Genomic DNA, 17205 nt, shown 5'->3' with positions numbered 1-17205 from the left:
TTTATTTAGAAATTACCTTAATTGAAGGGTGATATTTATTGAGTGTTTTAACTTTTTTATCTTTAACAAATTCAACAGAAATTTCATTAGTATTAACATCAATTACTTCACCTTCACCAAAAACTACGTGACTAATAATATCTCCAACAATAATGTTTTTATTAATTGTTTTAATATCTTCTTCATTACCATCAACATTAAATGGAGTTTCATCGTGTGATTCAAGAAGAATAACTTTTTCTTTTTCAATTCCCATTTCATCAATAAAACGAGATGGTTTCTTTGAAATATCTGTTCCGATGATTGTTCCTCTTGCGTCAGAAATAAAGAGTTTTTTTCGAGCACGAGTAACAGCAACATAAGCAAGACGACGTTCTTCTTCGAGGTTGTTAGCAACTTCTTCAGGATTAATTTCGTCGTTTTTAATTAAATCTTTTTGATTTAGTGCTCGTGCACTTGGAAAGACACCTTCGCTTAAACCAACTAAAAAGATATTATCATATTCAAGACCTTTAGCAGAGTGAATTGTCATAAGAGAAACATAATTAGGGATATTATCGTATTCATCTGATACACTCATTAGTGAAACCATATTTAAATAATCTTCAACACTTTTTGTTGGATTTTTAGCTTCTCATGTTGTAATTGAATTAATTAATTCCTTTACATTATCAACTGCACTACCACGAAGATTTTTGTTTCCTTCAATGTGTTGATAGTATCCAATTTCTTGTAAGAAATTATCTAAAACAACGCTAATTTTTTGTCTTCTTTGTTTGAGTAAGGCACGATATTGAATAATTGTTTTAATAAACGGATAAATACTTTCTTTGATTAATTTAGGAGAAATAGGTAAGGTTTTTAAATTTTCCTTTAAACAGTTAAATAAAGTTTTTTGTTTTGATTTTGCATAATTTGTTAATTTTTGTAAAGTTGCAGTTCCGATTCCACGAGTTGGAATGTTAATAATTCTTTCAAGAGCAACTGTTTGACCATTTTCTAAGACCCTTAAAAAGGCGATTGCATCCTTAATTTCAGTTCTTTGGAAGAATTTGGTACCATTGAAAATTTTGTGGTTAATTCCCTCATTGATTAAAGCTTCTTCAAAAGGACGTGAGTAGTAATTAGAACGATATAAGATAGCAATATTTTTTAATTGATTTTTTTGTTTTTTAAGTTCATTAATTTTTTGAACAACTCAGCGAGCTTCAGCTTCAACATTAAAACCATGATAAAATTCAATTTGTTCTCCTGGTTCATTGTTTGTTATTAAATCTTTGTGAAAACGATTTTGATTATGTTTAATTAGTAAGTTAGCTGCATGAAGAATATTTTGAGTTGAACGATAATTTGTGTCTAAAACAATTGTTTTTGTGTTTGGAAAATCTTTGTCAAAATTCAAGATTAAATTAACATCAGCTCCTCTTCAGTTGTAAATTGTTTGATCTGGATCACCAACAATAGTAAGATGAGTATCCTCCTTAACAAGAGCTTTTATAATTTCATATTGTTTAACTGATGTATCTTGAAACTCATCAATTAAAATGTATGAAAATTGATTTCGATATTCATCCGCAATATCAGGGCGTTGTTTGAATAGTAAATGAGTATAGATAATTAAGTCATCAAAATCAATTGAACCTTTAGCTGCTAATTGATTTAAATATTCTTGATAAATTTTCGCAATTAATTCAGAAGCTTCATCTTTTAATTTTGTTGCAACTTCTTCTTGGGTTAAATCAAAACTTTTTGCTCACGAAATGTATTGAATCATATTCTTGTAACTAATTTCATGGACAGAAATTTCTAAATTTTGATAAATTTCACTTAAAATTTGTCTTTGATCAACTTCATCAATAATTAAGAAATTTTGACGAAAACCTAATGCATTAATATGTTTACGAAGTACCTTAGCACAAAATGAGTGAAAAGTATAGACATTAATTTTGATATCAGGTTGCACATACTGAGAAATTCTTTCAACCATTTCGTTAGATGCTTTATTTGTGAAAGTTACACCTAAAATTTGACTTGGAGAAATTCCTAAGTCATTAATCAAATATGCAACTTTACGAGTTAAGACTTTTGTTTTACCACTTCCTGCTCCTGCGATAATCCGAAGTGGTGATGCAAAATATTCAACTGCTTCTTTTTGTTTATCATTTAAATCTGCAAGTAAATTTATTTTCTTTAACATCATGATTTCTCCTAAGTTAATTCTTCTGCTTCAATTTCTAATTCAACGAAGAAAGGACGATATGGTCTATAATAAGGTAAAAGTTTGGGAAGGTTTGGAAGCTCAACTTCAATTGGTTTTTTTTCAACAATCCGAGTTCCTGAAATAAGGTCAATGAGGCTTAGTCTTTTAACATTCACGATAATAAATAAAAATCCAAGTGAATTAGTTAAAAGTCAAAGATTAATAAGTGCAATTGTTAAATTTTTTACTAATGGATTAATTATGTTGTATTTAAATTTTAAAGTAGAACTTATTTTAGAATCGGTAGTTTTAGTAATTAATTGAAATTGCGAATTTTCAAAATCGTTATATCAAATTCCACTTATGAAAATAATGATAATAGCCGAAAGTGCTAAGCTCATAAAAATATTTCGAAGTAACAATCCTTTAAAACTAAATTTTTTAGTTGTTTGATTAATCATTTTAATTTTAAAAATTCAATTACCAATTGTTTGTCCGTTTGTAATTGATGGAACAGCAAGTGAGTAAAAATTTATTCAAATTAAGGTGAGTAAAAAAGGTAATAAAAATAATCATTCATTTTTAAGCATTTTTTCACGTTTAAAAACAAGAAAAAGAACTAATGCACCACCTATTGACAATAATAAATCAATGAAATTTGAACCAAACCTTTTTCAAGGTTTTGCATTTTGATAAAGCAAAATTACTCCAAACCATTTAAAATTTTATTTTTAATTAGTTTTTTAATAGGTGTGCTAAGCATTGAAGCTTCAGCTGAATGTTTGAGCATATAAATATTTTGGTCTTTAAAATTTTGAAAATCGTTAGAATCTTCAAGTTTTTGAATAAAACTAAGATGTTTATCAATCAACTTTTGACTACGTGTAATATTGATTTCTGAATTTTTAAAATATTTAAGTGTGCTATAAAAGTAAGTTGTTTCGCTTAAAAGTCCTGTTAAAATTAATTTCAAAAAGTAATATTTAGCATAATTAATTTCTTCTTTCACTTCTCGTTTTTGAGTTATTAAAAAGTTGTTTAGAATATCAAAAGTAGCAATAAAATTCTTGGTATTTAATCAAAGGTCAGAACCAAAATATTCACGGTAGATTCTAAAATCAAGATATTTATAATCTTTAGCTTCAAGTAAAAGTAAATAATTAACTAATAAACAAATTTTAGAATCGTTAGTTGGAACATTTTTCATTTGAACTACTTTTTGAACTAATTCTTTTTTGAAAATTTTGTTAAAAATAAATGGGAAAGAATATGCGATTGCTTCTTGATTATCGACTAAATTAAAAATTTGATTTGGTTCAATTCTTGCTTTGGGTTTAAATTTTGTTGTCCCTAAAATCCTTGGCTTAAATTCTAAAATATCAACATTAGCTTCTTCTGCATTCTTAATCATTTTAGCTATATAATCGTTTTTTAAATTGTTATCAGAATTTAAAACAGCAACATATTTGCCTTTAACTAATTTAAAGGCATTAATTAAGTTTTGCTCATATGATTTTAATTTGCTATTGTAAATTACATTTAAACGATTTTTAAAGAAGAGTGAATGATTTTTGATTACTTCAAAAATTTTCTTAGCCTCAGTGTTTTTGCTAATTGACAAAATCACTTGAAAATCTTGATTTGTTTGATCCTTTAAATCTTTTAAAAATCAATCAATATCCTTAGCAGAATCACCGATTAGTGAAATAACTGATAATTTCATTTTTTTACCTCTTTTATAATAAAAAAACTATAAAATTATTAGAAAAACAACTTATAGTTTATTCATACTAATTTTATCATAAATGGGGTTATTATATCGCTTTCTTCCTTAGCTATTTTTAATCAGCAAAGTAAAAAAGAATGATTTTATAATTAATTTATCTATAAATAATTTTTGTATCTTTTTCATTAAATAAAAAACAGTATAGTTTTAAAATCATATATTAGGATAAATAAATTAGACACTTAACGTCGCATGTGTTAAAAAACCATGCGGCGTTTTTCAATTTAAATTTGATTGAGGTCTTTCGAAGTTATATCAAGAAAAATATTTAGATATGATTGAATTCACTTCGCTATCTAACATTTTATCAGTTTCATAAAAATCTAATAATTCTCTTTGAATTAATGCAAAAATAAATTCGGAAGGTCTATTTGCTAATGAATTACCTTTTGGAGACATTGATTGTTTAGTATTTACATTTTTTAAAAATTTAGAAAAGGCAAAATTTGCATATTCAATTCCGTGATCTGAATGAAAAATAGTAGGTTTGATTTGATGTTTATCAAGAGTATCTTGAACAAGCTTTATAGTAGATGCAGAATCTCTTATATCCGATAAAGTTCAATTTAAAACAGTGTTACTAAAAGTTTCGGTGATAACATGAAGAAATCTCATTCCTTCTTTTGTTTTAATAAATTTAATATCTGCATGTAATTTTTCACCAAAATAATTTGATTTAAAATTTCCTTGAACTAAATCTGATGCTCAGATTCTAGAGAATTTTACCTCTTTGTTTTTCTTTGATTTTTTCTTTTGATATGCTCTTGATTTATATTGATTAAATTCATAATTTAGTCTAAATAAATATGAAGAAATTCTTTTTTGGTGCGTTAATAAGTATTTTTGATAAAGTTTATCTCTTCCTATAACAAAATTAGAATTTTTAGCTTCTAAATTAATTCAATTAATTAATTCATGATCAATATATTTCTTTTTGTCAATTTTTTCTTTCTTAGAACAAGAGTAATAAAAAGAAGTTCGATTTAATTTCAAAACTAATGAAATTTTTGAAATATTTCTAAATTGTTTACTTTTTTCTTCTTTTCTTTTTCTAATTTTTTCAAAAATTTCTTGTTGCTTTACTCCTCTTTCTTCCAAAATTTCTTCCATAATATCCTGATAAAGATCTCTATCTTCCTCACACAATTCATTGATGCTAACTCTTTTTCTTCTTCCTGAGTTAGGTTTTTTACTTTTACCTGATTTACTTTCTAAATTATTCATGTTGAAATTATATATTTTTATCCAACTCTTTAATAAAGCTTTCGCTCTTCTATAAGGATTCTCATGCTTACCCTCTTTTCTTTGTTTTATGATTTGATATCTTTCTCAAAAATCTTCAACAAAAGTTATAATCGCTATTTCAAAACCTTCTTTTTGGTAAATGTGGATATATTTTAATTTTTGTTCTTTTGTAAATTGTTTTAAACGCATAAAAAAGACGCACTCCTTTCTTTTTGGAATGTGTCTAATTTTTTTATCCTGATTTAATAGTTTTAAAATCAAACTATACTGTTTTTAAATTTCGAATATTTACAAATAAAATATTAAATAATTTTATTTTCTTGTATTTCAAAATGCAAAAATTGCAAAAGGAACTATTAAGATCAAGAAGAATCCAAGCATTCATTTTCATAAATTACTTTTTGGTAATTTATCTTCTGGATAATTGTTTAAAGCACTATTAATTACTTCAGGAGCTAAATTAAAGTGTAATTTTAAAATTTGTTGTTTTTGATCTTTAGTTAAGTTAAGACCATTTTTATGCATTAATTCAAAATAATTAGTTGCTTGTAATTTGTGCTTCACTTCTTCAAATCAACTTGGAAGATTTGAAAAATCTTTTTTGAGAAATTCTTGATATTCTTTTAAATTATTTTCACGAATAATATTTGCTAATTCATAGCTAAATTCAAAGATTTGTTGTTCGTTTTGAATTTGTTTTTCAAAAGCACGTGCATATTCTTGGTTTTGATCAACATTAAATACAATTGCTTTTAATTGATCTGCTAATTTTTCAAAATATGGCTTTTGAGCATCACTATTAAGAAATGGTTGTAATTGACTTTTAAATAAAATTAAGTTTTCTAAATTTAAAAGTAAAGATTCTTTGTCATCAAGTGGGAAATTAGCAAGATCTTGTAGTTCTTTTTTAAGATTATCAAATTGATACTTATTTAATTTAAGTTCATGAGCATTTTCATGAAGTTTTACAAAAATTTGATTTGTTTTTGCAGCATCACTTACTAATTTATTAATTTCATCCTTATTACTTGCGTTTTGATTTTTAATCAAATTATTAAAGTATTCTTTTTGTTTAGCACTAAGCTCTCCAAGTGCATTAACCTTATCGATTGCCTCTTGTTTTTCTGTATTATCTTGTTTTGCTTTTTGTAATAATAAAGCTCTTTGGCGTGAAGTTGTAGCTTGATTCATTAAGTTTTGATAGCTTTGTTTTTCTTCATTATTTAAGTTTGCTAAATTATTTAACTGGGTTAAAACTTGCTCTGCTGTTAAATCTAAGAAGTGTTGAGCTTGCTCGATTGCTTCAATTCGATCTTGAATTTCACTAAGTAAAGCAAATTTACCTTTAGCTAAAACTTCTTTAGCTTGCTCGATTGCGTCTGTATAAGCTAATTTATCTATTTGTTCACCATTTTGGAAGCCAGCACTTTGCTTATAAGAATCTTCTTGGTTAACTAAATTATTTAACTTATCAAATAATTCATTTTTGAGAGTTTTATCTTTAAGTCTGTTATAAGCATCTTTTAAATTATTTAAAACACTACTAATGTATTCACTTGTGTAGTCACTTAAACTTTCAAGATTTAAAAGTTTTTGACCTGCTTCAAGAGCAAGATTGAAGTTGTTTTGACGCTCACGATCTGAATCCATGTAGTCAAATTGCAATTCTGGGTTAAGATTTTGATCTCTTAAAATGACTTTTTCAATTAAATCTTGTAATTCAGCAATATCATTTCCAGCGTTTTCAACTTTGCTAAGAACATTTTTAAATTTGTTTAAATTTGTCTCATAATTTGGATCGTTAATATCAATTTGAGTTAAGCGATCTAATAAAAATTCTTTATCCTTATCATTTAGATTAGAATTGTTTTTGATTTGATTAATTAATTCAATTACACTATTTAAATTGCCAAATGCATTAGGATCATTTAAGTTGTTAATCTTAGCGATTTGACCTCTTAATGCTTCTTTTTGAGATTTTTTATCAAGCAATGTATTTACATCTTCTAATTTTGCAAGTTGATTTGCTTGATTTTTGAAGGCATCATCAGGTTCATTAAAAATATCAATATTCACAAGAGCGTCAATTAAGTCTTTTTTCTCTTGGACTGAAAGATTATCATTTGAGTTAATTTTTGCAATTTCATCTAATTTTTTATTAGCATTTGCAAGATGAGCATCAATTTGAGCTAATGGATCTTTATTTTCAGAATAAGCAGGAATTTTAAGTAATTCTTTTGCTAATTTATCTTGTTGATCGTGTGATAGATTTTGATTGCTTCTAATTGTGCTAATTAAATTATATTTATTAATAATATTTTGATCTGTTGAGTTTTCCTGAATGATTCTTTGGATCGCTTTATCATTTTCAGTCGGATCTAAATTAAGTGGTAAACTTGCGATTTGACGCATTAACTCTTGTTTATCTTCATCAGTAATACCATTTGAATTTTTCACAAGAGCAATTGCGGCCATTTTGTTTTCTAAGTTTTTAACTTCATTTGAAATCGAATCTTTAACAAGTTTGTTGTTATCTAAAGCGACTAATTGATCAATCAAAATGTTTTGGACTAAATCATTTTGAATTGGAGCTACTAGATCTTGATTTTCTTGAATTTCTTTAATAAAATCAACTCTTACAATTTCATGATCTAATTTGGTTACAAAATCTGGCTCATTAATATTGTTAATAAGCTCTAAAGTTTGATTTTTAATAGCAGTTTTTTTATCATCTTCTAAATTACTTAATGAATCTAATTTAGATAATTGATCATAAAGATTTTGATATTTCTTTAAATTATTTTCAATTGCTTCTTTATTAACATTTTGGTTTTCGTATGTCTTTTTAGTATCAGTTATAAAAGCTTCTAAAATTTTATTTTTTTGCTCTGGTGAAAGTGAATTTGAATCAAGATCATCAAATTTTTTCATCAATTGTGCTTGTGAAGTTAAATTAGCTAACTTAATTTCTAATAAAGTTTCACTTAAAGCTTCATCTTCGGGTGCAACTGTTCCATCGCTTTTTTTCTTATCATCATCAAATGAAAATAGTGAATCGTTATTAACGATTTCTGATAATTTGTTTAAACTTTCAACCGCAAGACCTGATTCGTCCAATTTAACTAATGTATCAATTTTCTTGTTTAAAGTTAAAGTTTTCTTGATGTAATCCGCATTTTGTGGATCAAGCTCTTTCATTTTGTTTAAATCTTCCTTAATGTATGAAAGATTTCTTGCATTAGCATACTTACTTGAATCATCGCTAGTATTTTGATCAAATAATGTATCTAATTTTGTGACAGTTTCCATGATTTCTTCAACTCTTTTATTAACATTTACTAATAAGTTTTCGGCATTTGTATAGTTAGAGTTATCTGTATATAAATCAGAAACTTGGGTCATTAATGCTTTTTTAACATTCTCTGGCAAGTTCTTATTATTTTGAATTTCTACTATTTTGTCATAAACATTATTAAATACACTTATTTTTTGATCAAAAGTTGTTCCATTAAGAGGTTTATTATCTATTCATGTTACACGAGTTAATAATTTTGTTTTAAAATCTTGACCATCTCTTACAACTGGACCTTGAATGTTATTTAAAATCTTAGCAGCAGCTTGAACTTTAACTAAATAAGCTTCCATTCTTTGCTTAAATTCTGAGTTATCTTTTTTATCATAATGAGGTGTATCCATGTCGTGACTTGCTAAAAAGATTCAGTCAAAAAGCGAAGAACCTCTAACATAGTCATTTCTTCCTTGCGGATCTGTATCTCAATATTTAGTTGCTTCTGCGTTTGAAATACTTTGAGATTTAATTTCAAAAATTTTAATTAATGTATTAATGTAAGCTTGAAGATCTGTCAAGTAATTTTCTAATTTTGTTTCTTGTTTTTCAAATTCTTCACCAGTAACTGTTGAATTTGGTGCAGGGAAAAGTTGACTTTCATTTCCTGTTACTATTCTTCTTAAAATTTCTGTTAAATAAAATTGTGTTCCGTATTGTGAATAGTTCGGGAATTTACCAACCTCACCAGGTCTATTAGGTCATGAAGAGTTTGCTAATGTAACTGTTTGTGCTCTAAGATACTCAGTTTTTAATCTTCTATCAAATTGCTCATAATTATCAGGGATATTCATGATAAATTTAATTATTGTTGATCTTTGAGCTGAATTGTTTCTTTCGTTAATGTATCCTTCGTGTTCTACACCATCAATTACATATTTATTATTTGCAATAGTGTTAATTGCTTTTGCTTTTTCAATGTACATATAAATTTTATGTTCAATTGATTCTTGGGTTTCATTATTATCAAATGGATTTAAAGCTAATAATTTATCATTTAAATCTTTAAGTTGTTGTCTGCTACTAAAATTATTTAATTTTTTAATTTCAGAAATTTTACTTGCAATTTCTTTGAATAAATTTAATTTTTGAATTGCTTGACTAAATGATGCATCATTATTAGCAATATTTGAAATAGTTTTGATTTTATTAAATAATCCCTTAGTGTACTCTTTTCCTGTTACAACTGGATTATCTAAGCTTAAGCTTGCGATAAAATCAGCTACATCTATTTTAGAATGTAAAAACTCTTTGAATGATTCACTTCAAGTATTATTTGTATTAAGTTCTTCTATGTAATTTTTTCAAAAAGTTTTATTTTCTTCACTAAGATGTGTTTGCGAAGTAATGTAAGCATTAATTTCATCTTTAACTGTCGAAGATGTTTCGCTAGCAGAAATTACCGCAATTGGCAATAATGCAGCTGAAGTAGCTAACATTCCCTTCTGAATTTTTAGTTTTAAATTAGTTTTAATCTTATTCATATTGTTCTCCTAAACATAATAAATTTTAACAATTTTTATTTTTTAGCTATGCAAATGGAAAATGAGAAAACAAAAATCATAGAAAAGTTTCTATGATTTCAGATTTTCATATTTTTAAATTAATGGTTTTGTTCAGTTTGCTAAAAATTCGGTAATTAAAGTTTTGTTTTCTTTTAATTCATGAGAATTTTTAATTATTTGACAATACTTATCATAGTTTTCGAAGATTTTTGCGACTTTATTTACGTCGTTTCCGTAAAAAACATCCATAGTTTCATATTGACTAAACATACTGCGACTATCAAGGTTATTTGTTCCAACTCAAGCGATTTGATGGTCAATTAAACCAATTTTTGAATGAAGAAAATGATCCTTAAATACTCTTACTTCTAAACCATGATCAATCAAGGTCGCTAATTGTGATAAAGTTACTTGATAAACTAACTTTTTATCCGGAAGTCCTGGAATATAGATTATAATTTTGACCCCACGCTTTAATGCTAAAATCATTTGTTTTTCAAGCGAATTGGTTAATGAAAAATAGGGGGTTGAAATAATGATTGATTCTTTAGCATCACCAAACATTTGTAATCAATAATATTCAGCTTCTGAGTGGTTAAGCGATGGTGAATCAGAAACCAAAAGAGTATCATTTCTAAAACTTTGACCATGATAAATTTTAGGATCAATCAAATATTTATTCACTTCAAGTTTTTCACGAGCAATAATATCTCAAAATTGAATAAAATGTAAGTTGTACGCATTAACATATGGACCAGTAATTTTATAATTTAAATCAATTCAATGACCATACTTAACACTTAATGAAGCGTATTCATCGGAAATGTTATTTCCACCAGAAAAAACATATTGAGAGTCAATGATAATAAATTTTTGGTGATTACGACTAAAACTAGCAGCATTAATAAAAGGATAATAAATTTTTCCGATAAACTTAACTTTTGCACCCAATTTAGCAAGTTTTTTAAGTTCTTTTTTTTGTGAAAACATTGCACCAAAATCATCAACTAATCACTTTATTTCCACACCTTGATCAATTTTGCGTTTTAAAATTGAAATAAATTCGTTAGAAATTTCGCTTTTCTTAATAATATAAGAAACAATAAAAATACTTTTTTGTGCTTTTTCAATTTCATTTAATAAATTTTGATAAAAACGATATCCTTCTTCATAAAAATCAATATTGGATTTTAGGATCTTTAATTTACTAATTTTGCTAAGTTTACCTATCGGTGAATTTTCGGGTGTTTGACAATTGCAAACTTCTAAATGGTTCTCAATTTTATAAAATTTGGAATTTAAAAGTTTAACTTCATACTTGTTAATGAACATTAACCCAAAAGTTAGGAAAATCGCATGTCCAATTACAGGAAAAATCAAAATTAAATAAATTCAACTCATTTTAGCGTTAGTTTGTCGTTTTTGGTGATAAATAACTATTGTAAATAATAAGTTAATAAAATATAAAAAAGCTAAAAAGAACCAGTTAAAAAGAATATTAACACGAATAATGAGCATCGTAAAGCTAGTGATTATTCCAATAAAAATAATTAGTTGAACATTGAAAATAAACAATTTCTTCAAATTAATATTAATTTTTTTCATCATATAAATTTTATTCTAAATTTATCAACAAACAAAAAAGTTATCCTTTCTTTTTAAAGAGGATAACTTTTTTAATTATTCATCTAATTCATCGATTCTTGCTTGGTGTCTTCCACCTTCATATTCGGTTTTAATATATTCATCAACCATAGCTTTAGCTTGTTCGAAAGACACTTGTCTTCCACCAAAAACAAGAACATTTGCATTATTATGTTGTTTTGCTAGGTGTGCATCTTCAACAGAAACAACTCTGGCTGCACGAATCCCTTTGTGACGATTTAAAGCATAAGAAATTCCAAGACCTGTTCCGCAAACACCAATTCCAAAATCTGGTTTTCTTGAATCGATATAATTTGCTAATTCTTTTCCTTTTTCTGCGTAACTTACTGATTTAGCGTCTGTATCAGGTCCTAAATCTACTGTATCATAACCAAGTGAACGAACATAATCACGAAGTTCTTCTTTAAGTTTAAATCCAGCGTGATCGCTAGCAAGTGCAATAACTTTTTTCATATTATTTTCTCCTTCAAATAACAATCTAGTTAAATAATTATAAAACTTTTAAAAATAAAATTTTGTTTATTTTTCGTTCGTTTTGCTAGAAAAAAATATTTATTAATTGTTATGAGTAAAATTCAATACGATTCAAGAGATTGTAGTCTTTATGTTTTTGGGGAGTTTTTAAATTTTGTAGAAAATCAAAAAGTTTCTATTCAAGATCTAAAAATGTCGGCTTTTTATCAATCAAATGGAATTAGTTTTGAAACGCTTCAAAATTTAATTTCAGACTTCGGATATGATCTTGAATTATTTAATTGTGAATTTCAGGATTTTATACAAATTGAACAAACAGAATTACCATTAGCTTGCGTTGTCAAAAATAATGATCTTTCGCATCTTGTTTTAGTTTATAAAATCCATAAAAACAAAATTTATTATTATGATCCTGAACAAGGTAAGCTAAAAATTCAGTTTGAAGATTTTGAAAAAATATTCTTAAATATAGTTGTTAATTTTAAAAAATCTAGATCATCCAAAAACAATAATCCTTCAAATGAGAATCTTATTTCTTTAACTCAATTTGAATTTAAAACCCCACATTTTGTTCTGCTTTTTCAAAATATTATTGAATCTGTTTTAATTTTTAGCTTGCCATTTTTAAATAAATATGTTTTGTCAAAAATAATTCCTTTTTATTTACAAAATCAAATAATTATTTTGTTTGTTCTGTTTTGCATTTTGCTTCTTATTACTTTTTTATTCAAATTATTTTCAAGCAAATATTTAAATTTTCAACTTCTTGCAATTAACAAATTTTATTTAACAAGATTTATTGATAATTTGAGTACAAATAACTTTAATTTAATTGCAAAATTTAGCTTAGTAGAATTAAGAAATAGGTTAAATTCGCTTTACAATTTAAGTAGCTTATATTTGTCATTTTGGCCAAATGTAATAAGTTCATGTTTTTCATTAGTTCTTGCTTTTTTAGCATTACATAAAATTAATTTATTTCTCCTTTTCATAATTTCTTTTTATGCTTTTTCTGGATTAATAACTTCATTTTTATCACATAATCTTTATCGGTATAAATATCAAAATTTATTAAAAGATAGTTATCAAATTGATAAAACAATTAATAATTATTTTGTAAGTTTAAAAGGCAATTGTGATTTGTTGTTAAAAAGAAAAATTTATCAAGATTTCAATTTAATCCAAAATCAATTTAATGAAAAAACACAAAAATTCCAAAATCAAGTAATTAATTTAGAAGTTATTAATCAACTTATTGAAATTTTTACTCCATTTTTTGTCGTGATTGTTGGAAGTTTTTTAATTTGAAATAATCAAATGAGTTTAATTGAGCTTCTTTTTTTAATGACTGCCGCAAATCTTTTAACAAGACCAATTAAATCTTATTTTCCGTTAGCTAAATTGTTCTTTCAAAGAAATAAAGATTTAGAAATATTGAAAATTTTTAATTGAGAAAAGTACAAAAATATATCTGGCCAAAATCAAGTTTTAAAAATTCGAGCAATTGAAATCAATACTTTTGAATATCAGTATCCATTTACTAATAAAATTGTTTTAAAAATCGATAAATGTATTTTAACTTCTAAACACTTTTTAAAATCTCCAAATGGTTCGGGTAAAAGTACCCTTGCTAAAATTTTAAGTGGAAATTTACCTTATTTAAATGGTGAAATTTTAATAAATGAGAAGTTAATTAATCTATTTGAAAATAATTCATACAAGGAAAAAGTTTATTTAGTTGATTCGAATTTTTTAGATTTAGATTTAACAATTAAAGAATTTTTAAATTTCAATTGTTCAAATCAAGAAGTTTGAGATTTCTTAACAAAAACAAATTTGATAGAACTTTTCAAAGAAATGAAAATTGGAACAAATTTAGAAATGAAATTAAATAATTTATCAATAGGGCAACAACAATTTGTGAAATTGGTAAAGTTATTCGCCATCGAATATGACTTAATAATTTTAGATGAGGCATTTGAAAATCTATCTCCCAAAATTCTAGTTAAGCTTTTTGAACTTTTAAAGCAAGAATTGGATAAGAAAATAGTTCTTGAAATTTCACATCACAACCGCTTTCTTTTTGAAAATTCAGAGGAAATTAAGCTATGTTAAAGAAGAATCAATTAGGTTATTTAGAATTTTTACTCTTATTAATTCTTTTTCTTGCTTTTGGTATTTTTCTTTTTTGTTGCTTAAATTTTAAATTTAATAAATTTTCACAAGCGTTAATTTTTAGAGAAGATGATGAATTATGACTTAGAAATATTGAATTAATCGATCTTCAAAAAACAAAATATGACATTCATTTTCAATATAATAATCACTTTTACACAAGTTTTATCAAGATTCAAGAAATAGCTAATGAAAGAATTAAAATCGAAAATAATCAATTGCTTGAAATAATGAGTCAGAAAAATCTTTACAACTTAACTATTTTTGTTAAACTAGATCAAGTAAATTTTATAAAACTACTTTTAACTTTTAATAACTAGCATTAATAATTTAATATAATTAATTTATGCAAAAAGCACAAATTGAATTAAATATCAAAAATAATATTAAAAAAGCTACTATTTATGAAACAGAAATGTATCAAATAATAGAAAATTTTGCTCAATATTTCAAGATTAAGAAACCAATTATTTTAGATGTAACTATTGTTGGACCCCAAAAAATTCGTAATTTAAATCGAGATTATCGTGGAAAAGATTATGTAACTGACATTTTATCTTTTGATTTTCGAGATGAAGAACTTTATGGTTCTTTACCATTTTATCACTTAGGTGAGCTAGTTATTTGCTGAGATAAAGTTTTAAGGCAATCTAAAAAATTTGGACATTCAACAAAAAGAGAGTTCTGTTATCTTTTCGCCCACGGACTTGTTCATTTAAAAGGTTATGATCATGAAATTGAAGCAGAAAGAATTATTATGAATCAAATAGTAGACGATATTTTTAACCCATTAAAAATATCAAGAGAGGAATAAATATGTCAAAACATGAAAAATTACTTGAATTACTAACTAAATCTTATGCACCTTACTCTAAGTTTCCTGTTGCTGCTATTTTAGTTGCCGAAGATGGAACAGAATATTACGGAGTTAATGTTAAAAATGCAGCATATCCATCAGGTCTTTGTGCCGAAAGAAGTGCAATGTTTGGTTCTGTTGCTTATGGTGGTAAAGTTGGACATTTTAAAGAAATTCACATTATTAGTGGTAAAAACGAAATAATTAGTCCTTGTGCAGGATGTAGACAAGTTATGACTGAGTTTATGCCGCTTGATGCCAAAGTTATTCAATATAGTAATGATGGAAAACAAATAAGAATTAATACAGTTGAAGAACTTGTTCCTTATTCAATTAGAGTAGAGGAAATTACAATTTAGTATGAAAATTTGTTTTGCAACAATTCTTGGTAGACCCAACGTTGGAAAAAGCAGTCTTTTAAATGCAATTGTTGGCTATAATGTCGCAATAGTAACACCAACAGCTCAAACTACAAGAGATCAAATTACTGGAATTTATACAGAAAATGAATATCAAATTATCTTTTCGGACACACCAGGAATTCATAAACCATTAAATAAATTAGGTGAAGCTTTAAATAAAAATGCGTATGATTCAATTAAAAATATTGATGTTATTCTCTTTTTAACACCAGCTGATGAATTAATTGGTAAAGGTGATGAAATGATTTTAGAAAAAATCAAGAACATCCCTCATAAAATAGCTGTTGTATCTAAAATTGATAAAATTAAATCCAACCCTTCATTTTTGGAAGAAAAATTAAGAGAATTAGAAAAATATAATTTCGAGCATATTGTATCTACTGATGTCAATAATTTTAGTTCAATTCAAGCTTTAATTGACCTTTTAAAAACTTATACATACCCTGGTGAAGCTCAATATGATGTAGATTATGTTACTGATAAATCAATGCGTTTTCTTGCTAAAGAAATTATTCGTGAATCAGCAATTAATCGTCTATACCAAGAACTTCCGCACTCAATTGCTGTCGAAGTTACTGATTTTATTGAAGATCCTGAACATCTTGAAATTAATGCAATTATTTATGTCAAGAAAAGCTCGCAAAAAGGTATGGTAATAGGTAAAGGTGCTCAAATGATTAAAAATATTGGAATTGATGCTCGCAAGAAAATTTCTCATCAATTTGATATACCGACCATTTTAAACCTGAAAGTTAAAGTTGCTAATAAGTGAATTGACGATGAAGAAACTTTATCTAAATTTGGATATAGAAACTAGGCTAGTCCTAGTTTTTTATTAAAAATTGATTTTTTTAAAGATAATTAAGTTAATTTTTTGATTTTTAAAAATTTATTTTAAAATTTATATACTATGAATAAAGGTAATAATTTAAACTTTGAAGCAATCGTAATAGGTGGTGGACACGCAGGTGTTGAAGCTACTTTTGCCTTAGCTAATAAAAATCACAAAGTGGCTTTAATTAGTTTTGATTTATCAAGACTAGCAATGATGCCATGTAATCCATCAATTGGCGGACCTGCAAAAGGAATTATCACACGTGAAATTGATGCTCTTGGTGGAGTTCAAGGATATTATAGTGACCTTGCAATGATCCAAATTAAAATGTTAAACGAATCAAAAGGTCCTGCCGTTCGTGCTTTAAGAGCTCAAATTGATAAAGAAAAATATTCAAAAATCATTAAAGAAGACCTTTTAAAACATCCAAATGTTTCTTTAATTGAGGGTGTTGTTGAAGAAATTTTAGTCAATGAGAAAAATGAATTTAAAAGTGTTAAGTTGGATAACGGTCAAGAAATTGAAGCGAAAGTTCTTGTAATTACAACCGGAACTTATATGAATTCTAGAATTTTAAGAGGTGAAGAAATCACAATTAGTGGTCCTGATAACCAAAAGACTACACCTAAAATTAGTCAATCACTAAAAAGTCTTGGATTCGAATTACAAAGATTAAAAACCGGAACACCTAAACTA

12 protein-coding genes and 1 pseudogene are annotated in these 17205 nt (G+C 26.1%); 6 read left to right on the top strand and 7 right to left on the bottom strand.

The features are described 5' to 3' along the window. Nucleotide 1: 1 nt before the first annotated feature. The 7 genes from EXC53_RS02745 to EXC53_RS02715 form a co-directional block, all read right to left on the bottom strand. Nucleotides 2-2197: an ATP-dependent helicase gene (locus EXC53_RS02745; protein WP_119572223.1), complete on the bottom strand. Its 2196-nt coding sequence runs from the start codon at nt 2195-2197 to the stop codon at nt 2-4. 11 nt (nt 2198-2208) lie between these two features. After that, nucleotides 2209-2901: an RDD family protein gene (locus EXC53_RS02740; protein WP_119572221.1), complete on the bottom strand. Its 693-nt coding sequence runs from the start codon at nt 2899-2901 to the stop codon at nt 2209-2211. Nucleotides 2902-2903: 2 nt separating this feature from the next. Further along, the gene (locus tag EXC53_RS02735; RefSeq protein WP_119572222.1) at nt 2904-3923 is read right to left on the bottom strand and encodes a glycosyltransferase; all 1020 of its coding nucleotides are present in this window, start codon (nt 3921-3923) and stop codon (nt 2904-2906) included. A 237-nt stretch (nt 3924-4160) separates the two neighbouring features. Beyond that, nucleotides 4161-5420 (bottom strand): DDE-type integrase/transposase/recombinase, encoded by a 1260-nt coding sequence (locus EXC53_RS02730; protein ID WP_129724584.1) that lies wholly within the window; start codon nt 5418-5420, stop codon nt 4161-4163. Between the two features lie 123 nt (nt 5421-5543). Then, entirely contained in the window at nt 5544-10061 is a 4518-nt protein-coding gene (locus EXC53_RS02725; protein WP_119572072.1) for a hypothetical protein, read from the bottom strand. 114 nt (nt 10062-10175) lie between these two features. Continuing rightward, the gene (locus tag EXC53_RS02720; RefSeq protein ID WP_165261016.1) at nt 10176-11483 is read right to left on the bottom strand and encodes a phospholipase D-like domain-containing protein; all 1308 of its coding nucleotides are present in this window, start codon (nt 11481-11483) and stop codon (nt 10176-10178) included. Nucleotides 11484-11762: 279 nt separating this feature from the next. Further along, on the bottom strand, nt 11763-12200 hold the full coding sequence (locus tag EXC53_RS02715) for an RpiB/LacA/LacB family sugar-phosphate isomerase (RefSeq protein WP_119572070.1): 438 nt from the start codon (nt 12198-12200) through the stop codon (nt 11763-11765). A gap of 111 nt (nt 12201-12311) precedes the next feature. Between EXC53_RS02715 and EXC53_RS02710 the strand changes: the two genes are divergently transcribed. From EXC53_RS02710 to EXC53_RS02685, 6 genes and pseudogenes are all read left to right on the top strand, one after another. Continuing rightward, nucleotides 12312-14336, top strand: coding sequence for an Mbov_0121 family peptidase domain-containing ABC transporter (locus tag EXC53_RS02710; RefSeq protein WP_119572069.1), 2025 nt, complete (start codon nt 12312-12314; stop codon nt 14334-14336). Beyond that, a complete protein-coding gene (locus EXC53_RS02705; protein ID WP_119572068.1) occupies nt 14330-14716 on the top strand; it encodes an MAG1140 family protein in 387 nt (128 codons plus the stop codon). The genes EXC53_RS02710 and EXC53_RS02705 overlap by 7 nt, the downstream gene beginning before the upstream one ends. A 26-nt stretch (nt 14717-14742) precedes the next feature. Beyond that, nucleotides 14743-15210 (top strand): rRNA maturation RNase YbeY, encoded by a 468-nt coding sequence (gene ybeY, locus EXC53_RS02700; RefSeq protein ID WP_119572067.1) that lies wholly within the window; start codon nt 14743-14745, stop codon nt 15208-15210. Nucleotides 15211-15212: 2 nt separating this feature from the next. Continuing rightward, entirely contained in the window at nt 15213-15611 is a 399-nt protein-coding gene (gene cdd / locus EXC53_RS02695; RefSeq protein WP_119572066.1) for a cytidine deaminase, read from the top strand. A 1-nt stretch (nt 15612) separates the two neighbouring features. Then, entirely contained in the window at nt 15613-16491 is an 879-nt protein-coding gene (gene era / locus EXC53_RS02690) for a GTPase Era (RefSeq protein ID WP_119572065.1), read from the top strand. Nucleotides 16492-16584: 93 nt separating this feature from the next. After that, nucleotides 16585-17199 (top strand): annotated as a pseudogene (locus tag EXC53_RS02685) (FAD-dependent oxidoreductase); the annotation flags it as partial. Nucleotides 17200-17205: the final 6 nt, after the last annotated feature.

Source organism: Mycoplasmopsis gallopavonis (assembly GCF_900660635.1).
GTDB lineage: Bacteria > Bacillota_I > Bacilli_A > Mycoplasmatales > Metamycoplasmataceae > Mycoplasmopsis > Mycoplasmopsis gallopavonis.
The sequence above is the reverse complement of the archived record's forward strand: the minus strand, read 5'-3'. Positions and strand labels throughout refer to the sequence as shown.